At 65.8% G+C, this 23150-nt stretch carries 17 protein-coding genes; 5 read left to right on the top strand and 12 right to left on the bottom strand.

The window, feature by feature from the left end; all coding sequences use genetic code 11:
• Nucleotides 1-21: 21 nt before the first annotated feature.
• The 4 genes from ACWEPX_RS14595 to ACWEPX_RS14580 all read right to left on the bottom strand — a co-directional run bounded on the left by ACWEPX_RS14595 (nucleotide 22) and on the right by ACWEPX_RS14580 (nucleotide 6326).
• Complete coding sequence (locus tag ACWEPX_RS14595) at nucleotides 22-1233, bottom strand: DNA adenine methylase (protein WP_451897640.1); 1212 nt, start codon at nucleotides 1231-1233, stop codon at nucleotides 22-24.
• 37 nt (nucleotides 1234-1270) lie between these two features.
• Nucleotides 1271-2473, bottom strand: a complete 1203-nt coding sequence (locus tag ACWEPX_RS14590; RefSeq protein ID WP_451897639.1) for a hypothetical protein — start codon at nucleotides 2471-2473, stop codon at nucleotides 1271-1273.
• Between the two features lie 193 nt (nucleotides 2474-2666).
• The gene (locus tag ACWEPX_RS14585) at nucleotides 2667-4760 is read right to left on the bottom strand and encodes a helicase HerA domain-containing protein (RefSeq protein WP_451897638.1); all 2094 of its coding nucleotides are present in this window, start codon (nucleotides 4758-4760) and stop codon (nucleotides 2667-2669) included.
• 135 nt (nucleotides 4761-4895) lie between these two features.
• Nucleotides 4896-6326 carry a Fis family transcriptional regulator gene (locus ACWEPX_RS14580; RefSeq protein WP_451897637.1) on the bottom strand — a complete coding sequence of 477 codons (1431 nt, stop codon included), beginning with the start codon at nucleotides 6324-6326 and terminating at the stop codon, nucleotides 4896-4898.
• 193 nt (nucleotides 6327-6519) lie between these two features.
• Here ACWEPX_RS14580 and ACWEPX_RS14575 point away from each other — a divergent pair, with 193 nt between their 5' ends.
• From ACWEPX_RS14575 to ACWEPX_RS14555, 5 genes are all read left to right on the top strand, one after another.
• A complete protein-coding gene (locus ACWEPX_RS14575; protein WP_451897636.1) occupies nucleotides 6520-8388 on the top strand; it encodes a hypothetical protein in 1869 nt (622 codons plus the stop codon).
• Between the two features lie 56 nt (nucleotides 8389-8444).
• Nucleotides 8445-10025, top strand: coding sequence for a class I SAM-dependent DNA methyltransferase (locus tag ACWEPX_RS14570; RefSeq protein ID WP_451897635.1), 1581 nt, complete (start codon nucleotides 8445-8447; stop codon nucleotides 10023-10025).
• On the top strand, nucleotides 10022-11218 hold the full coding sequence (locus ACWEPX_RS14565; protein ID WP_451897634.1) for a hypothetical protein: 1197 nt from the start codon (nucleotides 10022-10024) through the stop codon (nucleotides 11216-11218). The genes ACWEPX_RS14570 and ACWEPX_RS14565 overlap by 4 nt, the downstream gene beginning before the upstream one ends.
• Complete coding sequence (locus ACWEPX_RS14560; RefSeq protein WP_451897633.1) at nucleotides 11218-14436, top strand: type I restriction endonuclease subunit R; 3219 nt, start codon at nucleotides 11218-11220, stop codon at nucleotides 14434-14436. The genes ACWEPX_RS14565 and ACWEPX_RS14560 overlap by 1 nt, the downstream gene beginning before the upstream one ends.
• Before the next feature lie 96 nt (nucleotides 14437-14532).
• Nucleotides 14533-14997, top strand: a complete 465-nt coding sequence (locus ACWEPX_RS14555) for an NUDIX hydrolase (RefSeq protein WP_451897632.1) — start codon at nucleotides 14533-14535, stop codon at nucleotides 14995-14997.
• 7 nt (nucleotides 14998-15004) lie between these two features.
• Here ACWEPX_RS14555 and ACWEPX_RS14550 read toward each other — a convergent pair whose 3' ends face one another.
• Genes ACWEPX_RS14550 through ACWEPX_RS14515 form a run of 8 tightly spaced genes read right to left on the bottom strand, consistent with a single transcriptional unit; the run spans nucleotide 15005 to nucleotide 23041 of the window.
• A complete protein-coding gene (locus ACWEPX_RS14550) occupies nucleotides 15005-15772 on the bottom strand; it encodes a TylF/MycF/NovP-related O-methyltransferase (protein ID WP_451897631.1) in 768 nt (255 codons plus the stop codon).
• A complete protein-coding gene (locus ACWEPX_RS14545; RefSeq protein ID WP_451897630.1) occupies nucleotides 15769-16365 on the bottom strand; it encodes a histidine phosphatase family protein in 597 nt (198 codons plus the stop codon). The genes ACWEPX_RS14550 and ACWEPX_RS14545 overlap by 4 nt, the downstream gene beginning before the upstream one ends.
• Nucleotides 16362-17108, bottom strand: a complete 747-nt coding sequence (locus ACWEPX_RS14540; protein ID WP_451897629.1) for an SDR family NAD(P)-dependent oxidoreductase — start codon at nucleotides 17106-17108, stop codon at nucleotides 16362-16364. Before ACWEPX_RS14540 ends, ACWEPX_RS14545 begins: the two co-directional genes overlap by 4 nt.
• A gap of 2 nt (nucleotides 17109-17110) precedes the next feature.
• Nucleotides 17111-18247 carry a hypothetical protein gene (locus tag ACWEPX_RS14535; protein ID WP_451897628.1) on the bottom strand — a complete coding sequence of 379 codons (1137 nt, stop codon included), beginning with the start codon at nucleotides 18245-18247 and terminating at the stop codon, nucleotides 17111-17113.
• Nucleotides 18248-18253: 6 nt separating this feature from the next.
• Nucleotides 18254-19297, bottom strand: a complete 1044-nt coding sequence (locus ACWEPX_RS14530) for a glycosyltransferase family 9 protein (RefSeq protein WP_451897627.1) — start codon at nucleotides 19295-19297, stop codon at nucleotides 18254-18256.
• Nucleotides 19298-19317: 20 nt separating this feature from the next.
• A complete protein-coding gene (locus ACWEPX_RS14525; RefSeq protein WP_451897626.1) occupies nucleotides 19318-19875 on the bottom strand; it encodes a phosphoribosyltransferase in 558 nt (185 codons plus the stop codon).
• Nucleotides 19872-21758: a hypothetical protein gene (locus tag ACWEPX_RS14520; protein ID WP_451897625.1), complete on the bottom strand. Its 1887-nt coding sequence runs from the start codon at nucleotides 21756-21758 to the stop codon at nucleotides 19872-19874. The genes ACWEPX_RS14525 and ACWEPX_RS14520 overlap by 4 nt, the downstream gene beginning before the upstream one ends.
• Complete coding sequence (locus tag ACWEPX_RS14515) at nucleotides 21755-23041, bottom strand: DUF4254 domain-containing protein (RefSeq protein ID WP_451897624.1); 1287 nt, start codon at nucleotides 23039-23041, stop codon at nucleotides 21755-21757. The genes ACWEPX_RS14520 and ACWEPX_RS14515 overlap by 4 nt, the downstream gene beginning before the upstream one ends.
• Nucleotides 23042-23150: the final 109 nt, after the last annotated feature.

Below are 23150 nucleotides of genomic sequence, written 5' to 3'. Positions count from 1 at the left end.
CGGCGTTACCGCTGGCGCTGATTACTGCGAATCGACGGGTCGGAAGAAGTCGTCTACGGGCACAGTTGACGGCGGGAAGGTTGTGATGAGGAGTTCGTCGGCTGGGCCGCGTCCCTTTCCTGCCGAGGCTGTGTAGCGCAGCGAGACGAGGCGCTTGGACAAGGCCCATTCCTTTACGTCAAGTAGATTTTTGTCTTCTGCGCTGGGAGTCATTCGGCTTGCTGCGTACAACCCTGGATCGTCAAGCAGGGACGGATCGGCGTCGTAAGACAGTATCCACCGGAATCGGATTTTGCAGCGCAGATATTCGGCAAGGCGATGGTGGACGAGGCTGTTCGACCAGTGCAGGTCACTGACCGGCGCGGCCGCATATCCGCCGTGAGCATCGAACGACCTCTGATACAGCTTCTGCGACTTCGCCAGGTACGGCGGATCGAGATAGGCAACGACATGGTCTGGAATCAGCTGCGCATACCACTCAGGTACGTCGGCGAGGGTTTTCTGCCAGTCCTTGCACCAGACATCGACGAGTCGCCTGGTCTGATACAAGTGTCCGACATAGCGAAGTCGCTCAGCCAGAGCGGCAACGTTGAATCGGCAACCGATGTCGTATTTTGACTGCTGCCTTCTGCCTCCGATGGGTCCGGCTTTGCCGTGCAGAATGCCCGAGAAGGTTGTCCGGTTCAGGATGAGGCATTTTACGGCTGCCTCGAATCGGGCATCAGTGACGGACGTCCCTGCAGACGGTTTCCACTGGCGCCAGTAGTCCCAGCGATCCAGCGCGATCGAGCCACCACGCGCGATATACCGCGCATGTTCGTCTGCCATTCGGTCGATGAGGTTCTCGGTGTCGTCAGCTGCGACTTGCCAGAAGGCGGCGACGAGTGGATCGGCGTCGGCTAGGAGCACTCGATCGACAATGCCGGATCCGACCAGCCGGAGAGACGCGGATGCGCCTCCGGCGAAGGGCTCGACGAGAAGGTCCACACGGCCGACCTGTGGTGATGCCTTGGCGGAGTTGACCAGGCGTCCGATGAGGTCCGCCAACCCGGTCTTCGCACCCGGGTAGCGGAGCGGCGACTGGTACCGCCCGCTCGCCAGGGGGTGGTCCAAGGGGCTGGCGGCTTCATCGATCTTCCGTGGTCGACTTCGGATGTGACGCGGCGCTGTGGGCACGGCGGCAAGGCGCGTCTCAGCGGGTGGAGCGGTGGCCGAAGCGCGCGGCGTCGTCACAGTCATATGTTGATCTTTCCAGTCGCGTCGGCCACGGCTAGCTCGCCCCACTCGGTGCATGATCGAGGCCGAGCTTCTTCTTGGCGACGAGGCGGAGCACGTCGGTGCCGACGCCGATCGGGAAGGCTGCTTTACCGTGGGCGGCCGCCACCGGAATGATCCCGTCCACGTACATCGAGGAGCCGGTTCTGTCGATCACGTCAAGGATCGCTGGGAGCGTCGGGTAACCGGCGGGGCCAGCCTGGCCACCGTCATTGTCGTAGGCCGCACCGGTAGCTGGCATGATCGTCGGAACGACGACCCGTCCGTCCCGCGACCGGTAGACGAACTTGCGGCCCCAGTAAGTCTCCTTGCCGTAGGCGACCGCATTCGATGAGTTGGTAATCGTCTCGATCACCTGCTGATCGCAAATAAGCAGGTCACCAGGCTTCAGTACATCGTACCGTGCCAGTTGACGCGCATAATCAACCATCGCACCGGTCTTTTCGAGCCCGCAGAGATGCGGACCGTCACCCGGTGTCGATGCGGTCATCGACTGGAAATATGCCTGGGCTTGGCTACGGAGTTTGGCCGGCGGCCCGTACATCGCGAGCGGTCCGTCCACGATGAACAACGTGGAGCACAACAGCTCGTTGCGAGATTGCTCCCACAGGAGGCTCGTCAAGCCGACGAGCACGAGTAGCTCGACGACCGACATCAGACGGCCGAGCGCGGTTTGGTTGGTGCCCTCCTCGACGACCTCCTCGTAGATCCGCAGGATGTCAGTCGGAAACAGATCGTCATCGCAGCCAGGGCAAGCGGTACCTCCGGTGGGGGTGGCGACGTTTTTGTACCCGCAGTCTTCGTGCGGGCAGTTGACAAGCACAGTTTCGGCGGGCCGTCCGGGCTTGCCGTGGAGGAGCATGAGCAGGTCCAGGAGGCTTTGGTTGAGCCTGTTGACCTCGATCTTCTTATCGCGAAAGAGGCTGTAAATCGACTCACGCCAGGACGTCGCGATATCGACACCTTCCCGCGTGTACGCGCCAGCAACCGGAAGATCGAGTGACACCAGCGCGGCGTTCACCGCGCGATCGATCGCCGCCGGGTCAACGAAGCGTTCGGCGCGTTGCGATTCCATGATCGCAAGGTCTACGAATGCCGCCGCTGCCTGCGCGTAGCCGTAGACGACGGACGGGAGTCCGTCCCGGATTCGCTCGGCCACGTGCGAGCCATCAATCGCCAGCGCCGCCGACAGCGTCACCGCGTCTGCTGACAGCTCCAGCTCCGACCGCGGCTTAACCTTCGACGCAAGCCATGTCACGTCACGGAGCTGCTCGGCAGGAACGTGGAATCTGGCCTTGTCCGCGATGGCTCGGACGGCCGCGGTCGAGTGCCCCAGGCGGGATGCTAGCTCGTACGTGCCACTGATCGATTGGTATGGCATCCCCGGGCTCCTACGCCTGCTCTGTCTGCGGTAGTGGGTCGTAGCCGGCAATCTCTCGTGCCTCGTTGACGAGCGCGAGACCGTACCGGTCGATCTGGACCGGCACGATGTAGGGCGATGACATTGTCTTGAGGCGCACGTACCCCTTGTCTTCCTGCGAGATGATGGCGTCGGAGAAGGCGCCGAAGTCGTAGAACTGCGAGAGGTGCCGCACCTCCTTGGTGTTGTTGAGGTGCGCCACGACCCAGTTCTTCGTGTTAGCGAGCACCTGGTGGGCCACACCGGAGACCTCCTGCGTGGCGTACACCATGCCGACGTTTAGCTTGGAAGCTTCCTTCGCGAGCCGCACCCAGACGTCCAGGTCGTCGCTGTAGCGCTGCGTCCCGAACAGGTTGTGCGCCTCTTCCAGAACGACTTGTAGTCGCGGCGCTTCCTTGCCTGACGTAAACGTCTCGGTCTGCTTTTCGAGAATCCGTGCCGCAAGGTCTTCCGATAGTTGTCGGATGACCTTGTCAGGGCCGAGGTGAAGATCGACGATCACGATGTGGCCATTGGTGACTTCGGTATAGATATCATCGCGGAAATCGGACGCCGACGAGGGGGCATGGAAAGGCTTCAGCGGCTTAAGCTTTGTGTAACCTGAGACGAACTTTCCACCATTGGATTGCGTGAAGATCGGCTTGACCGATTTATATGGATCACCACTGACAAAGGAGTCAAACCCCTTAATCGATGAGCCAGTGCCACCCTCCTCTTGAGCAACGATCCACTCGCACACATCGATAATCTTGTCCCGTTCGATACCAACAGTTTTTCCGTTGCGCGCCTTGATGAGCGCACCGGGGACTTCTTTGAGTACGGCGTCGGCAAGGGTCGCATCCATGGCGACCCAGGCGCGCCATGGCCATTGTGGATTGGCAGCGTCGCGCTGAGGAATCGGGAAATCTGCCTTCGCTAGCGCGCCGTAGAGCATGACACGACCGCGTTCGGCACGGGCGCGGCGCTTGTAACCCTCGGCACTCGATTCGCCGGCGACTGGATCGCCCTTGAGGTCAGCCTGTACAAATGCCCGAACGTAGTCAGAACCGCCATCTGATAACTGCGCTGCGATCATGCCCTTGACAGCATCCAACTGGGCTGGGTCGAAGAAGTTGATACCCAGTGGACGCACGTTTGGCTTCGACGCATCACCGCCGCCGAAGGCGTAGATGACGACGTGCTTGTCACCGATAGCGGCAATCTGGGTACCGTCCTGCGCGTTCGGGTTGGCATACTCGCCTTGCGGATCAAAGATGAGCTGGCCGATCGGCGGCTCCCCCTCGGCCCGGAGCCGCTCGGAGACCATGAAAGTGCGAGCCACGACGATCTTCATCGTGTTCGACTTACCCATACGGGTCATGCCAAACATGCCCGTCTTATGGCCGATCATGTCGTGCACATTGATATCTACGACCGCGTCATGCTGCTTGGCGGCCTTGGCGCGCCGCTTGGTCGATGAGTAACGAACCGACCCAATCCGAACCTTTTCAACCGGGTCGCCATCTGCCGGTTTGAGGTACGACGCGATCGCAGAGAGACCCTTACCGGTTGGCTTGAGGACCCGATAGGTCGAGGTGGCATAGAAGTTGTCTACATCAGCTCCGAATTCGATGCGTTTCTTGCCATTAACGTCGTCTTCATAGAAGGTACCCAGAATTTGGCACTTCAAGCCGGTGAATGACACACGGTTCTTGGTGAATGGGTCGAGCTGAACATCAAGCACGACTGACGGCGACGAGTCTTCGTTCTGGGAAAGCGCCGTGCGCAGCGCTTCCTCACGAACGGCATGGAGGTCGGAGTCCATCGTGAGCGGTGCCGTGCCCTCCACTCGCAGCAGCAACACTTCGTCGTCGTCATGCGAGTCGCTGTCGATGTCCTGAGCAGTGGCCAGCAGGAACGTGTACTGCGGAATACCGCCTGCGTCGAACTTCCACCGGTCGTGGGTCAGAACGATCGCTTCGTGGTAATCGATGCGGTAGATCGCACCGATTCGCACCGACCGATCATCAGCAAGCAGCTCCGACTCAAGCAGCGTGCCGGCACCAACGCCGGGGATCAGAGGCATTTGCATCCAGCTCTCTCTTCCCGTTCGGGTCGCAGCGCCAGGCCGCTCACAAGTAGCATAGCGACTAACACCTAGGGTGACCCTTGTCGACGCGACGCTGCCGGGTACTGCGGCAGCCTCGCTCTTCACCGTGAGTCACGCGGCACCGTGGGACTCGGCCGTGCTGACAAGTTCGGGACCGGTCGCATGAGCACCGGCCAGTGCGACGAGCGCCTCGTCGAGGAGGCGCCGGACGGCGGAGTTGAGGGCGGTGCACTCGCTGTCGATCTTCGTCGCCGACTTATGGATCGTGGCGGACAGCTTCTTGACCGAGTCGATCTTCACCAGGTGGTTGAGTGCTTCGGCGATCTTTTCCTCGGCCGTGGCGACCTGGTGGACGCCCTTGCGGCTTGCCGTCGCGATGGCGGTCGTGCGCAGGAGCATGATCACGGTGCGCAGGAGGTCAGGGCTGTCGTTGTCTGGGTCGAAGGCCAGCACGAGCCGCTGCGCGCCGATCACACGGAGGGTCTGCCCGCCGTTCTGGTCGGTGGTGCGGACGAGGCCCAGCGAGGCGACGGCATCGCGGTTGCGCTCGGCTTCGGCGAAGTAGTCGGTCCAGCCGGTGCGCGACGAGTCGGTCATCTCGATGACGACGCGGACGGCGCCGTCGTTCAGGCTCAGCACACCGTCGCCCTTCTTGCAGCGGGGCAGGCGGCCCGTGGTCGTGCTGGTGTCCGTGTAGTCGTCGCCGAGACCGGCGGCGATGCCCGTCAGCACGGTGTGCACCGAGCCGGCGTAGGACTCGCCCTTGATCGGCGTCACCTTGGCGAGGGCGGTCGTGGCCTCGTGGACGCGCAGTACGGTCGACACCTCCTCGATCTTGCTCGTCAACTCGGCGTGTTGCTTGGCCAGTTGCTGGGTGAGCTGTTCTTGCTGGGCGGTGAGTTCGGCGGCGTGCTTGGCCATTGGGGAAGTCGGGTCGGACGGGTCGAACTGCCTAGCGGCCTTGGCCAGCAGTTCGGCCGTTCCAGCGCTCACCTTCGCGTCGAGATCGGCGCTGAACTTGTCGAGCACCGGCTGGAGGCGTTCGACAAGTTCGGGGTTCTCACCAGCGAAGATGCGGCGCAGCTCGGTGTTGAGGTCCTGCTTCGCCGTCATTACAGCCGTGGTGAGCTCCTTGCGGCTCTGGGTGTCCGAGTCAGTGATGGTCGTCTTGGCGTCACGGGCCGCCGCCATGACGGCTTCGGACGCTTCCTTCACTGCTCGCGCCGTGAGTTCGGCTGCCTGGGCGGTGGAGTGGGCGGTCTTGTCTCCGACGTCCTTCAGCAGTCGTTCGAGTGCCTGAGCTTCTTGGGCCTGTCCGGTCACGCTCAGTGCATGCGCGCCGATGCGTACGGCCTCGGTGACGTAGTTGGTCAGGTCGGCACTCGTGAGGGTGTCGAGGTTCTCCACGAGCGGGCCGCGCTCGCCGGAGACCCAGCGCTGAGCCTCTCGTGCGACCTCGCGGTCGTGGATCGTCAGTCGTTCGATGACGACCGCTGTGGCGTCGTTGTCGAAGTGGGCTGGGTGCTTGATGTGCTGGGTCATCGCGTTCTCCTGCGGGAAGCGCTGCCGATGATCGACAGCGGGCCCACACAGGTTGAGCCGAGCCGGGCGGCGTTGTCGCATACGAACGTGGATAAGTGGGGTTATCACTTCTCCTGCGGCGCGACGTAGGCCGTTCTCGATACTCTGTGGGTCGTGACCGAGGAGGTGTGTCGTGGCAGGTGGAGGGCCTACCTTGACGTTGCAGGACGTCGCTGATCTCGCTCGTGTCCGTCGTCCGGTCGTGAGCATGTGGCGCAACCGGCCGCGCGTCCGCGGTCTGCATGTGCCCTTCCCAGACCCTGTCGAGGTCTCGGGCGGGATGGAACGGTTTTGTCGCGAAGACATCGTCGAGTGGCTGGAGCGCACTGGCCGGGGTAACAACCCCGAGGCGAATCTCGACGCACCAGCGTTGAGCATGCCCGATGACGTGCCACTGGACGAACTCGTCACCTGGCTCTGCCTCGCGGTGTTGACGGGGGAGGAACTGGCGGAGACGACAGCGGAGAACCGCATCACCCTGGCGCACGGTGTCGATCCCGACGACCGGGTGCTGTTCCGCGAGGTGAAGGCTTCCGTGCCGGCCGTATGCACGCTGCGGTTCATCGACGACCTGGTTGAGGCGTCGTACGGCCCGCGCGAGGCACTCGACCGGCTGGAGCAAGGAAGGGCCGCGCGGACGCTGGGCACTCGTGATCTCACCTCCGACGCAGTCGACCTCATCCACGCCGTCGCCGAGGCCTGCGCCCTCCACCTCGACCCCGAGGGCGTGCCGCTCGTGCACGTCGGCCCGGCGTCGAGCGTGACGCTCGCGCTTGCCGACACCTTCACCCATCTCGTGGTGCCCGGCGGCACTCCGGAGTTGCGGGACATCAGACGCAGGGCGGCGATTCGCGAGATCGAGACCGCCGACGACGCGGCAGGCCCTGGCGTCCGAGTGCTGTCGACCATCGGCAGGTCCGCCGACGAGGTGCTCGACCTGGTCGACAACCTCGTGCTCGACCTCGGCGAGGGTGAACTCGCGGTCGTCATCGGCCCGGCTGGCGTCCTGTGTGACGAGCTACACGGAGAGCAGGAGCGGAACCGAGCGCAGACTCTCCGCTCGGAGAGCCTCGCCGTCGCGCTGCGCCTTCCTCGAGGCATGTGGCGTGAGGCGCACCGGCAGGCGCTGGGCCTGTGGGTCTGCGCGACCGGAGGGTCCGTACAACGGCCGCTGGTCGCCGACCTAGCCGCGTTCACCCGAGACGAGCTGGACCTCGGCGACCTCGCCTCCGACATGACCGGCGCGCTGGCCGCCGCGCGAGGTCGTGCCTACCGCTACCTCCGCCCGCACGACCTCCCACCGATCCTGAGTGCCCGCACTGTCGTTGTACCCCGTGGGGTGCGAGCACTGCGGCTCGCGACGACGGAGATCGAGCGGCACCTCGCCGTCATCAACGCGGCCACCCTGGTGACGAGCGAGCCGATCCAGCCTTTCGACGTGCTGGCCGAACGCGCCCCTGGCGCGATGTTGCTGCGCAGGCGGTCGCTGGGCGAATTGAAAGACCTGGGGCACGTGCGAGTGCTCCGCGGCAGCCGGATTGACCACAGTCACGACAATCCTGCTGGTTCCGTCGCGGTCCTGTCCGCGACCGAGCCACATGGCACTGCGCATCTCGACCCGTTCGATGCTGCGCGGCTGTACCCGCGCGCCGTCCGAACAGATCCGGGGGATGTGGTGTTCGCGGAACGGCCACGCCCGATCGCAAGGGTCGACGACCACGGCGGATCGCTGGTGGCCTCCCCGTCGAAGATCCTTCGGATCAGTTCGCAAGCAGGGATCGGCCCCCACGCGGTGGCGGCGATCATCAACCGGCTGCCGAACGAGCCCACCGAGTGGCAGACCTGGAGCGTGCCGATCCTCGACACCTCCGAGGTGGAGCGGCTGGAAGAGGCGCTTCTCGCCGCCGTGAACCACGAGACCACCCTGCGGCGGCACCTGGACGCAACACGGGATCTCGTCACCGCCATGATCGACGGAGCCGCCGCTGGCGCGGTGACTCTCACCACGCGGACAACGCAGTAGGAAGGACAGGCAGCATGCCTCCCCGCACGAAGAAGGAACCGTCGGCACCATCGACGATGAAGGAGCTGAAGGACACCCTCTGGAAGGCCGCCGACCGGCTCCGCGGCTCGCTGTCCGCGAACCAGTACAAGGACGTCATCCTCGGCCTGGTGTTCCTCAAGTACGTCTCCGACGCCTACGACGAACGCCGCGAGGCCATCCACGCCGACCTGACGGCACAGGACTACGACGAAGAGCAGATCGCCGACCTGATCGACGACCCCGAGGAGTACCAGGGGTATGGGGTCTTCGTCGTGCCGCCCACCGCCCGCTGGAAGTACCTCGCGCAGTACGCCAAGGGCAAGCCCGCCGAAGGCTCCGAACCCGCCAAGAACATCGGCCAGCTCATCGACGAGGCGATGGATCTCGTCATGAAGGCCAACCCGTCGTTGCAGGGCACGCTGCCGCGCCTCTACAACAAGGACAACATCGACCAGCGACGCCTCGGCGAGCTGATCGACCTGTTCAACAGCACCAAGTTCAGCCGCCAGGGCGAGCACCGCGCCCGCGACCTCATGGGCGAGGTCTACGAGTACTTCCTCGGCAACTTCGCCCGTTCGGAGGGCAAGCGCGGCGGCGAGTTCTTCACCCCGCCCAGCGTCGTCCGAGTGATCGTCGAAGTGCTGGAGCCTGCGCGCGGGCGCGTGTACGACCCGTGCTGTGGCTCGGGCGGCATGTTCGTACAGACCGAGAAGTTCATCTACGAACACAACGGCGATCCGAAGGACATCGCCATCTACGGCCAGGAAAGTCTGGAGGAGACCTGGCGGATGGCGAAGATGAACCTCGCCATCCACGGCATCGACAACAAGGGCCTCGGGGCGCGGTGGGGCGACACGTTCGCCCGCGACCAGCACGCGGACGTCCAGATGGACTACGTGATGGCCAACCCGCCGTTCAACATCAAGCACTGGTCCCGCAACACCGAAGACCCCCGCTGGAAGTTCGGCGTCCCACCCGCCAACAACGCCAACTACGCCTGGATTCAGCACATCCTGTACAAGCTCGCCCCCGGCGGCAGCGCTGGCGTAGTCATGGCGAACGGTTCGATGTCGTCGAACTCCAACGGCGAAGGCGCCATCCGCGCCCAGATCGTCGAGGCCGACCTCGTCTCCTGCATGGTCGCGCTCCCGACACAACTGTTCCGCAGCACCGGCATCCCGGTTTGCGTCTGGTTCTTCACCAAGGACAAGCGCGCCGGCAAGCATGGAGCGGTGGACAGGTCGGGCGAGGTGCTGTTCATCGACGCCCGCGAACTCGGCTACATGGTCGACCGGGCCGAACGCGCCCTGTCGAACGAGGACATCGCCAAGATCGCCGACACTTACCACGCCTGGCGCGGCACCCGCTCCGCCGCCCAGAAGCACCTGACCTACGAGGACATTCCCGGCTTCTGCAAGTCAGTGGGCCTGCCTGACATCAAGGCTGCCGACTACGCCCTCACCCCAGGCCGCTACGTCGGTGCCGCCGAAGCTGAAGACGACGGCGAACCCATAGACGACAAGATCCAGCGGCTTGCCAAGGAACTATTCGCCACCTTCGACGAGTCCGCTCGGCTGGAAAACGTCGTCCGTGAGAAGCTGGAGCAGCTTTCATGAGCGGGCGGCCCATATCGCAGGCGATTTCCCATGCCATCGGAGGTGGATGGGGAGCAGACGAGGCGGACGAGGGGCTCGTCAGAGTTCGCGTGATCCGCGGAGCCGACTTTCCAAATGCGGCAGTCAAATCGCTCGACGGAGTACCAGTTCGGTACGAGGTCGAAAAGAAGGTAATGTCACGCAAGCTTCAACCGGGTGACATCATCCTGGAGATCTCCGGGGGAACAAAGGAAAGGCCTACCGGTCGAACCATTCGAGTGACAGAGGAGCTGCTGTCGAGCACCTCCGACCCTATCATCCCGGCGAGCTTCTGTCGCCTGGTTCGAATCGACCCGAAAATGGCAGATCCGACGTTCACCTACTACGCACTCCAACACCTCTATAACGATGGCGGAACATGGAAGTATCAGAACCAGTCGACAGGTATATCTAACTTCCAATTCGAAGTGTTCAAGAGTCGATACCATCTTCCAGATGTCGAACTGTCTCGACAGAAGGAAATTGGCTTGACGTTGAGCGCACTCGACGACAAGATCGCCGTCAATGGGCAACTGATCGTCAAAGCCGATGAATTGGCTAACGCCGTGTGGCTCAAGGCCCGCGAGGCCGGGACCGTCGTTCCATTGTCGTCCTTGGCGCGTTTCGTGAATGGCAAAGCATTTACGAAAGATGCATCCGGCGTCGGACGTGTCGTAATTCGAATTGCGGAGCTTAACTCAGGCATTGGCGGTTCTACCGTCTACAACGACATAGATGTTCCGGAGGATCATCTGGCACACCCCGGCGATCTCCTATTCGCCTGGTCTGGATCCTTGACGGTGGCCCGATGGTTCCGAGAAGAAGCGATTGTGAACCAGCACATCTTCAAGGTGATCCCGAAAGGCGATCGTCCTATCTGGCTGATCAACCAAGCGTTGCGCGACAAGCTGCAAGAGTTTAAAGCGATCGCCGCCGACAAGGCGACTACCATGGGGCATATCCAACGCCGCCATCTCGACGAGCCAGTGACTATACCCGAACCGGAGCAGATCGGTCGATTCGATGGACTGATGTCCTCCCTCTGGGGACGTGCACTTGCGGCAGAGCAGGAAAATCTGCAACTGGAGAGCACTCGGGACCAACTGCTCCGGCTGCTCATGTCCGGAAAAGTCCGTGTGCGTGACGCCGAGAAGGTTGTGGAGGGGATTGTGTGATGGCGGGGCAGCCGGGGTTCAGTGAGGCGGACTGGGAGAGCGTCGCGCTGGAGACGCTCGCCGAGCAGGAGTGGCGGTCGCTTCCAGGGACCGCGATAGCGCCGGGCGTTGAGGACGGGCGCGCATCGTGGGACGACATCGTGCTTCCGGCGCGGATGCTGGCGAAGATGCGGGAGCTGAACCCGCAGGTGCCGGCGGAGTACCTGGAGCAGGCGCTCGCGGAGATCATCCAGCCGACCTCGCAGGACGCGATCGCGGAGAACTACCGGCTGCACCAGATCTGTATTCAGGGCTACCGCGGGATTAGCTACATCGACACCGACGGCGTCGAACAGAACCCAACCATCCGGTTGGTCAGCCACCAGGTCAGCGACAACGAGTTGCTCGCGGTCAACCAGGTCACCGTCCGCACGGCGGAGGTCGAGCGGCGCTTCGATGTGGTGCTCTATCTGAACGGCATGCCGGTCGCGATCTTCGAGCTGAAGCAAGCGGGCGCGGTCAAGGCGGATCTGGACGCGGCGCATGCCCAGTTGGCGACCTATCTGCGCGAGTTCCCGATGGCGTTCCGGTTCGCGGTGGTGACGGTGATCAGCGACGGGATCACCGCCCGCTACGGCACGCCCTTCACGCCGCTGAACCACTACTCGCCGTGGAACGTCGATGACGACGGCAAGCCGGTGAAGCTTGGCGAGCCGCTCGATGACGTGCACCTCGGCACCGAGTTGGAGTTCCTGATCGAGGGTGTGTTCAACCCGGAGCGGTTCCTCCAGTTGCAGCGGAACTTCACCGCGTTCGACGGCGGGGCCGACGGTTACGCGAAGCGGATTGCCAAGCCGCACCAGTACTTCGCGGTCACCAAGGCGGTGGGTTCGACCGTGGCCGCTGTGGAGAGCAACGGCAAGGCCGGGGTCGTGTGGCACACCCAGGGGTCGGGCAAGTCGATGGAGATGGAGCTATACGCCCACCTGGTGGCCTCGCAGCCCAAGCTCAAGAACCCGACCATCATCGTCGTGACCGACCGCAAGGAGTTGGACGGGCAGCTGTACGAAGCGTTCAACCGATCCCGTCTGCTGAGCGAGTCCCCGATCAAGGTGACGACTCGCGCAGAACTGCGCGAGGAACTGGCCAACCGGGCGACGGGCGGCATCTACTTCACCACGCTCCAGAAGTTCGGTCTCAGCAAGGCAGAGAAGGATGCCGGGCTGGATCATCCGCTGCTGTCGGACCGCCGCAACATCATCGTCATCGCCGACGAGGCCCACCGCAGCCACTACGACGATCTCGACGGCTACGCCCGTCACCTCAAGGACGCGCTGCCCAACGCCGCGCTGATCGCGTTCACCGGGACGCCGATCTCCTTCGATGACCGCAACACCCGAGAGGTGTTCGGTGACTACATCGACATCTACGACCTCACCCGAGCAGTCGACGATGGCGCCACCGTCCCGGTCTACTTCGAGCCACGCCTGATCAAGGTCGGGTTGACCAAGGACGTCAGCGAAGAGGACCTGGACCGAGCCGCGGACGAGGCCACCACCGGTCTTGACGAGGTGGAACGCGCCAAGATCGAGAAGTCCGTCGCCGTGATCAACGCCGTGTACGGGGCTCCCGCGCGGTTGGAGGCATTGGCTGCCGACATCGTCCAGCACTGGGAGACCCGCTCGGAGCAGATGCGCAAGTTCATCGGCTCTCCCGGTAAGGCGTTCATCGTCGGCGCGACCCGAGAGATCTGCGCCCACCTCTACGACGAGATCATCAAGCTCAAGCCGGACTGGCACAACGACGCCGTCGACAAGGGCGTGGTCAAGGTCGTCTACTCCGGCTCGGCTCAGGACATCATGCCGGTGGCCAAGCACGTCCGCCGTGACGGGCAGAACAAGGTCATCCAGAAGCGGCTCCGAGACGCGGACGACGAGCTTCAGATCGTCTTGGTCAAGGACATGATGCTCACCGGTTTCGACGCACCACCGCTGCACACGCTGTACCTCGACCGCCCTCTCAAGGGCGCGCTGCTGATGCAGACCCTGGCGCGGGTGAACCGCACCTTCCGCGGCAAGCCGGACGGCCTGCTCGTCGCCTACGCGCCGCTTGCGGACAACTTGAGCAGGGCGCTCGCCGAGTACACCGACACAGACCGGGCCAAGAAGCCGGTCGGCAAGCACGTCGACGAGGCTGTCGACCTCACCACCACGCTCATCGCCTCCCTCGACGAGCTGTGCGCCAGCTTCCCGTGGCGGGCGAAGCTGGATGGAGGTCCGAAGAGCTGGGTCAAGGCCGCCTACGGGCTCACCAACTACCTGCGCTCACCCACGACCCCCGGTAACCAGGTTCCGGAAGGCGAGGAGACGCTCGGCGACCGTTTCCGGAAGTTGGCCAACCAACTGGCCCGTGCGTGGGCGCTGTGTTCGGGCAACCAGACTCTCGAACACCTCCGCGTCACGGCGAGGTTCTACGAAGAAGTCCGTGTGTGGATGGGTAAGTTCGACGCCCAACAGCGGCAGGCCGAGGGCAAGCCCGTGCCGGAGGAGATCCAGCGGATGCTCTCCGCACTGGTGGCCACCTCAACCGCGTCCGGTGAGATCATCGACATCTACGACGCCGCTGGTCTGCCGAAGCCTTCGCTGTCCGACCTGGGGCCGGAGTTCCAGCTCAAGGCGCAATCGGCGTCGAACCCGCACCTCGCTATCGAGGCGTTGCGCGCGCTGCTGGTTGAGGAGTCGGATCACGTCACGCGGCACAACCTCGTGCGCCAGCGGGCGTTCTCCGAGCGAATCGCCGAGCTGATGCGCAAGTACACCAACCAGCAGCTCACGTCGGCCGAGGTGATCGCCGAGCTCATCGAACTGGCCAAGGAAGTCGCCGCGGAGGGCAACCGCGGCCAGCGCTTCGACCCTCCCCTGTCCCACGACGAGCTGGCGTTCTACGACGCGGTCAGCACCAACGAGTCCGCGGTTGAACTTCAGGGCGACGACGTGCTTGCCCAGATCGCACGTGAGCTGGTGGCGGTCATGCGACGCGACGTCAAGACCGACTGGACGGTGCGAGACGATGTACGGGCCAAGCTCCGATCATCGATCAAGCGGCTGCTCGTGAAGTACAAGTACCCGCCGGACAAGCAGCCCGAAGCCATCAGGCTCGTGATCGAGCAGATGGAGGCGATGGCACCTCGCTACGTCTCGAACGGCAACGGAACCCGAGCGAACGCGTCGTCAGACTGAGCCGCGCGCTGTGGCAGGTAGTGGCAATAGCGCGGCCCTGAGTAACCGGGCTGCGCTGCCAGTCGTAGGCTCACCAGCGTGGCAGAAAGGTCCAAGATGACGGTGGCAGTGGGGCGACGTGCGGCACGGGCGATCTTGATCGACGATCTCGGGCGGCTGGTGTTGATCAAGCGGACCAAGCCGGGGCAGGCGCCGTACTGGACCGCTCCTGGCGGCGGTGTCGAGGACACCGATGCCTCGGTGGAGGCGGCGCTGTACCGGGAGCTGACGGAGGAACTGGGCGCGAAGGCTACGGATGCCTCGCAGGTGTTCCTGTTCAGCTCGCCGTTGGACGGTGGGGTCGCTGTGCAGCACTTCTTTGTGGCGCGGCTGGCCAGCCTGGACGAGTCGGCCCGGAGCGGCCCGGAGTTCAGCGACCCGTCGCGCGGCGGGTATGACCTGGACCGGGTTGACCTTCGGGGAGACGATCTCGCGTCGATCGACTTGAAGCCGACGGCGTTGAAGGAGTTCATCCTGGCCAACCGGGAGGCCCTGATGGTTGAGGCGGGCGCAGCCGCCTGAACTGCGACTACATACCCCAACGCAGGTAGGTCGGGTTGGCGCGGCTGGGCAGCGTGCGCAGGGTGCCGTGGTCGGTGCCGAGGGTGTCGCGCAGGGCTGCGGTTTCTCCGGGCCACTTGGCGTGGGCGAGTTCGTCGAAGGCGAGCACGCTGCCCTTGGTGAGGTACGGCCGGACGGCGTCGATGGTGTCGCGGGTGGGCTCGTAGAGGTCGAGGTCGAAGTAGGCCAGGGCGATGACGGTGTGCGGGTTGTCCCTCAGGTAGCGCGGGAGAGTTTCGCGCACGTCGCCCTGGACGATCAGGGTGCGCCTGATGCGACCGAGGTGTTCGCCATGCTCGTGTGCGTCGAGCACGTCGCGCAGGTGGTGTGGGTAGCCGTCGGTAAGCGCGAACCGGCCGGCGACGGCGCTGGGGCTCGTGGTGTCGATGTCGGTCACGTCGGGGAAGCCGGTGAAGGTGTCGAAGCCGATGATCCGGCGGTGCGGGTTGTACGGCTCGTACACGCCGCGCAGCGCGGTGAGGGCGGCGAGGTGACGTCCGCGGTGCACGCCGAACTCCATGATCACGCCCGGCACGTCGAGGATCATCCGGTAGAGCGCGTCCAGGGACAGCAGATCGGTCAGCGGCTGCCTGCGCAGGTAGAGGGCCAGGTTGTCGACCAGTTCCTCGGGTGGGATGGGGGTGTCGGCCAGCAGGTCGGCGAGGCGGTGGCGGACGGCTCGCTCGTGGTCGGATTCGTGCGGCAAGAGGCGGTCGTCGGCTTGATCGTTGATCACGTGGTCTCCCTGGGTGGCGCCCACAGCTGGGCGGGGGCAAGGCGGAAGTCGCTGGCGCAGCCGAAGATGTCGGCGGGGTGGCGGTAGCCGAGGTGCAGGGCGGCGACGGCGCCGATGAGCAGCCGGTGCGACACGATCAGCACCGGGCCGTACTCGGTGACGAGGTCGCCAGCGATGGTCGCGGCTTCGAGTGCGCGTTCGGCGAACGCCCGGAGGCTTTCGCCTCCGGGCAGGGCGCTGTCCGGGTTGTCGGCGCGCTGCTGCCGCCAGGTGATGTAGTCGGGCGGGTACTGGTTCGAGGCGAGGCCCAGCACGCAGTGCGGGGCTCGCCATTCGGCGAACGCGCTGATCGGTTCGGCAAGTCGGGTGTCCGACGCGCGGGCGACGATGGCGGCGGTCTGGCGAGCGCGGCGCAGCGGGCTGGACGCAATGAGTGCCGGTTGCCAGCGATGCTTGTGCAGCTCGCGGGCGTTCAGTTCGGCTTCGACGGTTCCTGCGATGGTGAGTGGGCTGTCGGGACGGGCGTGGGCGCCGGGGCGGCAGAGCCCGTCGTCGCAGGTGCCGTGGCGCATCCAGAGCGCGGCGGGGGTCATGTCATGCACCAGCCCCCGTCGATGGTGAGGCACTGGCCGGTGATGAACCCCGCGTCGGGGGAGGCGAGGAAGTCGACGGCGGCTGCGATGTCGTCGGGGTGTCCACGGCGTTTGACGCACTGGCGGTCGAGCTGTCGGATGACCATCGCGTCGTGGTCGGGGACGACGGCGTGTTCGGCGGGTACTTCGATGGAGCCCGCGCGGACGCAGTTGACGGTGACGCCGTGTGGTCCGAGTTCGCGGGCCAGGGCTCGGACGAGTCCTTCCAGGCCGCTCTTGGCCGCGATGTAGGCGGCGAGGTCGACGCGGCCGAGTTGGGTGAGCACCGAGGACACGGTGATGATGCGGCCGTGGCCGCGCGCCGTGAGGGACGGGGTGACGAGCTGGGCACACGCCGCGTGCGTGACCAGGTTGACCTCGATCTGCTCGCGGAAGGTGTCCAGGTCGAGCCTGGTCCAGGGGATGCGCGGATAGGCGCCGGCGTTGGACACGAGGACTTCCAGCCGGCCGGCGGCGTGCTCGACTTCGTGTGCGAGCGTGTCGATCGTCATCGGGTCGGTGAGATCGCCTGTGATCGCGACTGTGGCGGTGCCGCGTTGTTCGACGGTGGCGAGCACGTTGTGCAGATCCGGGTCGTCGTGGAGGTGGGTGAGGATGAGGTCGTAGCGGTCGGCGAGGCGCGCGGCGATGGCCGCGCCGATGCCGGAACCGGCTCCGGTGACGATGGCGACGGGACGGGCCACGATCAGTTGACCTCCGCATCTGACGGTGTGAGGGCGAGGAAGCCCGGCAGCGTGCTGTCGGGGTCCAGTGCCTGGGCGAGTAGGGCCAATGACAGCGCAGTGTCACGGGGTTCGAGGTCGGCGAGGTGGTAGACGGCGAGCAGTCGCATCACCAGGTACGGGCGCATCCACGCCATCAGGTCGTCGATACCGAGATGACGGGAGATGGGCCGAATGATCTCGTCGAGGTAGCGGCGCAGGACATGTCGGCGGGCTCGGCTGGGCGCGTGTCGATAGTCGATCACCAGTGATGAGCGGGTGTGTTCAACCTGGACGACGGGCTCGGCGAGGCTCGATGGGGCGAGCGCTGACGGGTGATCATCGAACGCGGCCGGGTTGTAGTGCGGGGTGAGCCATGCGCCGTGGAGGCGTTGGTAGAGCAGGAAACACGCGAACTCGCCGGGTAGCGCGTTGAGTCCTCCGGTGTCGTAGTCGAACCACACCGGTCCGCCTGCGGGCGACCACCCGATGTTGATGTCGGTGGGATCGCCCTGGGTGATGGCCGCCCAGACCGGGCTGTGGCGGGCGAAGTGGACCCGCAGCCTGGTCATCAGTTCGGCGAAGTCGACGGCGTGCTCGCGGCCGTTGACGACCAGTCGCACGTCTGCCAGATCCTGTGGGCGGGCTCTCCGGGTTCCGTTGGTGATCGGCCACGGTGTGTTGGATCTGTAGTACTGGTCGAGGCGGCCATCGGGAGCGGCGCGGTCGCCGTAGAGCTTGCTGATCGTCTCCCCGTTGGTCGTGGGGCGAAGGGTGTTGCCGATGACGTGCTGGTAGTGGCGGAACACGGCGGTCAGGCAGATGTCGAGGCGCGTCAGGTCGCCCGTGAGGTCGGTGTGGGTGATTTCGTCGAGCAGCAGGCCGTGATCGTGGCCGAGGTACGGCCACCGGTCGTAGGCGAGCACGGTCCAGCGGGCGAGCCGTCGCGCGCCACGCAGTGCTGGTATGCGGTAGAACTCGCGGATGCGCGCGTGTCCCGCGCATTCGGCGCGGGCCTCGTCGTGGTTCGGGTTGGCCTTGACGAACAGCGCGTGTCCGGCCCAGTCGACGTGCCAGGTGTGGTTGGCCGTGAAGCGTCGGTGGTTGGTGATCCTCAGCATGAGCAGTCACCACCAACCGGCGAGGTCGCTCGCGAACTCAGCGATGATCTCCGCCGGGAGGTCGGCGAGGCTCGCCGATTGCGACCACAGCGCGTCGTCCAGGTGGTCGCGCACCGGGCAGCGGTCGGCGAGGGCCAGCATCTGGGAGAACGTGGTGGCGATGGCGTGGTGACGTGCCCTCCCGGTAGTCCACTTGGTGTAGGCGTGGCGACCGTAGAGCCCAATGACGTGCGGGCCGGTTCCGTCCGGGCGTTCGGTGAGCGCGGCCAGATGGGTCAGGCCCGTGTCGTTACCGATCACGACCTCGGCCGACGCGAACACGTCCAGGCAGTCCACCGCATCCAACCCGGCCAGAACCTTGACACCGTCGAAGGCCATCGGCTCGGCATCGCTACTGGTGATCAAGGTGAACGTCCACGCCGCAGGGAAGCGCTGGGCGAGGACAGCCGCGATGCGGGCGAAACCGCTTGCACCGTAGTCCTTCCGGCTCGGCCAACTGGTCGCCGAGACGAACACGACGTGGAACGGTCGTGCCCGCTCCGTCGACATGAATGTCGGAAGCGGCGCGCGGTCGGCGGGGAGCCGGACGCCAAGGGCTTGTTCCGCGGCGAGGTAGTACCGCATCGGCAGAGCGGCGTGGACCTCCACGAGTTCGTCGTCCAGGATGTCCAGCCACGCCTGGGGCCGTTCGGGAATCGCGTGGAAGGTGAATCCCTTGCCGTGCCTGGTGCTAACGGTGTGCGGGCCTTCGGTGTGGCTTGTGCTCCACGGCAGCCGGCAGCGTTGCATCAGGCGTGGACGAGGCCCCTCGTAGTGGAGTTCGGCGTCGCGCCCGGTCCCGTCGGCGAGGGCCTGAACGAGTCCGAGCGCGAGCAGGACATCACCGAAGCCGCGGTCACCGAGGACCACCGACCAGCCGCGTTCGCCGATCGTGTCCGCGCCGCTGGTGTAGGAGGGGAGTTCCCCGGCCGCGCGCCGGAACGGCAGCGCGCGGGCCAGGGGTGCGTGGTGGCGGGGGACGATGAGTGGGCCGCCGCGTTGCAGCGTCACCGGCTCGATCGTCCACGGGCTCACAGTCGCGTGAGGGTGCACAGCGGTACTCCCAGCGATTCCAGCAGCGGACGGGCGTTGCCAACGGTGTCCTCGATCAAGCACGCGATGCCGGTTACCTCCACGGCCGACTCGCGGAGCACCGTGACCAGGTTGGCCAGCGTGTTCCCGGTGGTGATCTCGTCATCGACGATGAGCACGCGGGTTCCCGCGAGGTCGCCGTAGGTGAAGACCTCGGTGCGGCGGGCATGGGGTTCGGTGAATCGCCGCTTGTCGGGCAGGTCGAGGTCGAGCTTCCAGGCCAGGCGGTACGGCAGGTCGCTGGCCAGTGCGACGGCGACGGTGGGCAGGATGCCACCCGCGTCCAGTCCGAGCAGGAGGTCCGGGGCCGCGAACTCCGGGTGGCGCGACCACGCGTCCCACAGCGCGCTACCGGTCCGCAGCAATGTCGCGGGGTGGACCTCGTCGAGGATGCCGTCCAGTTCGTGGACGATCCGGACATCCCGAGTCTGCGGGGGCACGCCGAGACGGCGGATGCGCCGGGCCTGGTAGGCGAGGTCTTCGGGAACGATGGTCATTCGCTGGTCCTCACGGTGGTGTGGTCGAGTCGGTCGAGGTAGGTCAACAGTCGGTCCGTCGCGTCGACGAGTTGTCCGCGCAGGACCGGATCGCCGGGGCGACGGATGAGGTCGGACAGCTCAGGCGGTGCGCATTCGGCAGCGGGGTGAAGCTCGCAGAACGCGGTGACCACGGCATCGGCGTCGTGGAGGTCGTGTCCGTCGGCGCGCAGGAGGATCTTGGCGAGCAGCACCAGGTGCTTGTGCACGGCGCGGACGTCCGGCTGATCGGCGGCGAGGAGACGGCGGGTGGTCATCAGCACGAGTCCCAGCTCGCCCCGGCTGGTGCGATCGCCGTGTGCTGCGGCCGGCACCGGCAGCAGATGGTCCGCTCGCCGGTAGAGCACGCCGACCCCTTGGGCGGCGCGGCGCAGCGACTGCACGACGCGCGGTGGCACCCGCAGCGCGTCGATGTCGGCGGTGGTGAAGACGCTGAGGCCAACCTTGGTCCCGTCGGGCGCTGGAAGGGTGCCTGCCACGTCCCGCAACCACGCGGCGGGCGCGGTGTCACGAACCACGAGCAGATCAAGATCGCTCCACCCATCCCGCCAGCTCGTGGTCCCAGTGCTGCCGGTCGCGAGCACGAGCGCGACCTGCTCGTCACACACGTGGTCGACTGCCTGGCCCAACCACCCGCTCTGGGGCACCGGCCCACTCGGGTGGAGCGTCACCCTGGGCAGGTCTACGGCCGACGCGATTCGGCTGACGGCGAGCTTGAGCGCGCCCAGCGACCCGGAGTTGTCGATGAGGTGATCGGCGATCTCGGCGATCCGGTCCGCTCCGCGTTCGCACTTGGTCGCGTCGCGGCCACGCAACCGGGACTCGCTCTCCGCCGCGCGACTCGCCCGGACGGTCGTGTCCGCATCGACGTACACGACCTGGCAGCGGTCACCCCAAACCCGCTTCAGGTGCGCGGTCGCCTCGAAACGGTGCGCGCTTTCCAGGCTGATCGTGGGTGCCTTGGTCGTCTCGGCGAACCTCAGGATTTCCTCGGTAAGCCGCTCCGCCTGCTCCCGCTCCGACCAGCGCTCGTACGGGTCGGCGACCCCAGCCCGCATGGCGGCGACTTCCAACAGGTAGCCGATCTTCAACCTGGTCACGCCGTGCTCGTCGCGCAACAGTTCGCCGACTGTGCTCTTGCCGCTCTCGGACATGCCGCCCAGCACCCACAGCCGGTCCAGCACGTCCTTCGGCAGCGGTTCCACGTTGACACCCGCGTCGGTCAGGCGGCTGCGGAGCGTTCGCTGGACGTCCAGGATCGGGGCGTCGCCGAGGTCGAGCACGGCGTGGTAGTCGCCGCGTTCGACCTGGACGGACAGCAGGTCCGCGAGCGTGCGCTGATAGGCGGCATACCGTTCGTTGGCCGGTTTCGGCTCGCGCCGCAGCGCCTCGGCCGCTTCCCGCGCCGGGTCACCGGACCGGCGTAACAGCACGTGGACTTCCCGCCGAGATGCGGCGGCCGGGAGATCGGCCGCGAGGCGGTCCACCAGCCGGAGCGCCTTTGTCGGCGACAGTCCGTCCTTGAGCGCGGCGGTGGCGGCGCAGGTCGCCCGGAGCATGGGTAAGCCGCGGTCTTCCAGGGCCAGTGGTCCGCTCGCGTCGCGGCGGGCGACGTGGCTGTCCAGCATCAGACCGACGTGCTCGGCCGTGGTGGAGCCGACGAACCACCAGTGGGCGAAGTCGCCCGCCGCGACTTCGCGCCATCGGGAATCCCAGGCACCCACAGTGCCCACCAGGTGGGCGTCGGGCATCCCACGGTGGAGCCAGGCGAGTTGCGTGGTCTTCCCGACGTTGTCGATGCCGTTGAGCGACACCGACAGGTGTTGGTGCGTCTCTGCGGTCACGATGCGCTCCGGTAGGTCTTCAGGGGCCGCCACGCCGGGAGCCGTCGGTGGCCGGTGGCGACATCACGAATCAGGTCGTCGTAGGCGTCGGCCAGCTCGGCGAGCTGCCGCAGAGCCAAGCGGGCTTGATCGCGGGCGTCGTTGGTGTAGATCAGGCTGTTCGCGCGGACCCACGCGATCGCCAGCCGGTCGACGACCGAGCCGAGGGTCTCGGTGTGCAGGGAGGCGTCCGCGCGGCTGTGGACCTGGGTCGACACCCACTCGTCGATCCGTTCCACCAGGGCGACCCGTCGGGCGTTGAGGTCGTCGATGAGCCGCTTGCTTTCGGCGATAGCGTCGACGGACGCGCCGGAAGCGCGGCTGACATCCTCGGCCTGCCACTGCTGCTCGTGTTGGGCCGCCAACTCGTTCGCCGTGTCGAGGACGAGCTGGCCGGGATGGTCTCTGCTGCTGGTGTCGCGGAACGCCTCGATGATCGACGCGGATCGCGGCAGGATCTCCCGCACACGCGCCACGTGCTGTGTGGCCTGTTCACTGCGGTCAGCCATGATCGGTACCTCCCCTTCGGTCGATGTGGGCATGGGGCGCCTGCGCCGAGGGCGGTCGGGGCATCCTCGGCGCAGGCGCGGCTTACTCATGCGAGGCTGGGTCGTGCGCCGCCGGTTCGACGGCTCAGCGACGCGACCAGCACTCGCTGAACCTCGGCCGACGCGGGCAGCGCCCAGCTGACGGTGGACGGGGACACCTGCCAGCGATACGGCAAGCCGCCACGCGCCGTTGGAGGGATGGGCAACCACCCCCCGCTCGCGTGCAACTGCCCATGTCCGTTCGCGGCCAGCTCGGGGCCGCAGCGGTTCATCGTCGCTGCGCACGAAGAACAACCACGAACCGAAGGGCGTGACAGCGACCGGACCACGCCAGGCCGGCGAGAGCTGCGCCAGCGCGCGTTGCCCGTGGGCGGCGGGTACCTCAATCCCGTCGACCCCGGCTCCGCACGCCAGCAGCACCGAGTACGGCCGCCGTGTCCACCACTCCATCGCCACGTCCGGGTTGGTCGTCGTGGCCAGTTGCCAGAGCGGAGCGACCGGTTCCAGCCCCGCCGCGCCGCGCCTGCCCAGCCAGGCCCCGTGTTCGGCAAGTTGGTAGGTTCCCGGCAGCACGGGCCAGCCGTGCTGCGCCAGGTCGACGGCGGCGGCACGCGTGTCGGCCCAGGCCAGTCCCGGAATCCCCGGTACCAGGGGTGCGCTCGTCGGTCGCCGAGCGGCGTCAATACGATCACTCACTGGTAGTCGCCTCCGGCTGACGTGGTGTAACTGCGTCTACGAGTTCACCAGGCAGCAGGGACGAACACGACCACAGCGAGTGCCCACAGTTGGGCCAGATCGGGGACAT

The sequence above is a fragment of the Actinokineospora sp. NPDC004072 genome (assembly GCF_053604195.1).
This window is presented reverse-complemented; position numbering and strand designations above follow the sequence as displayed.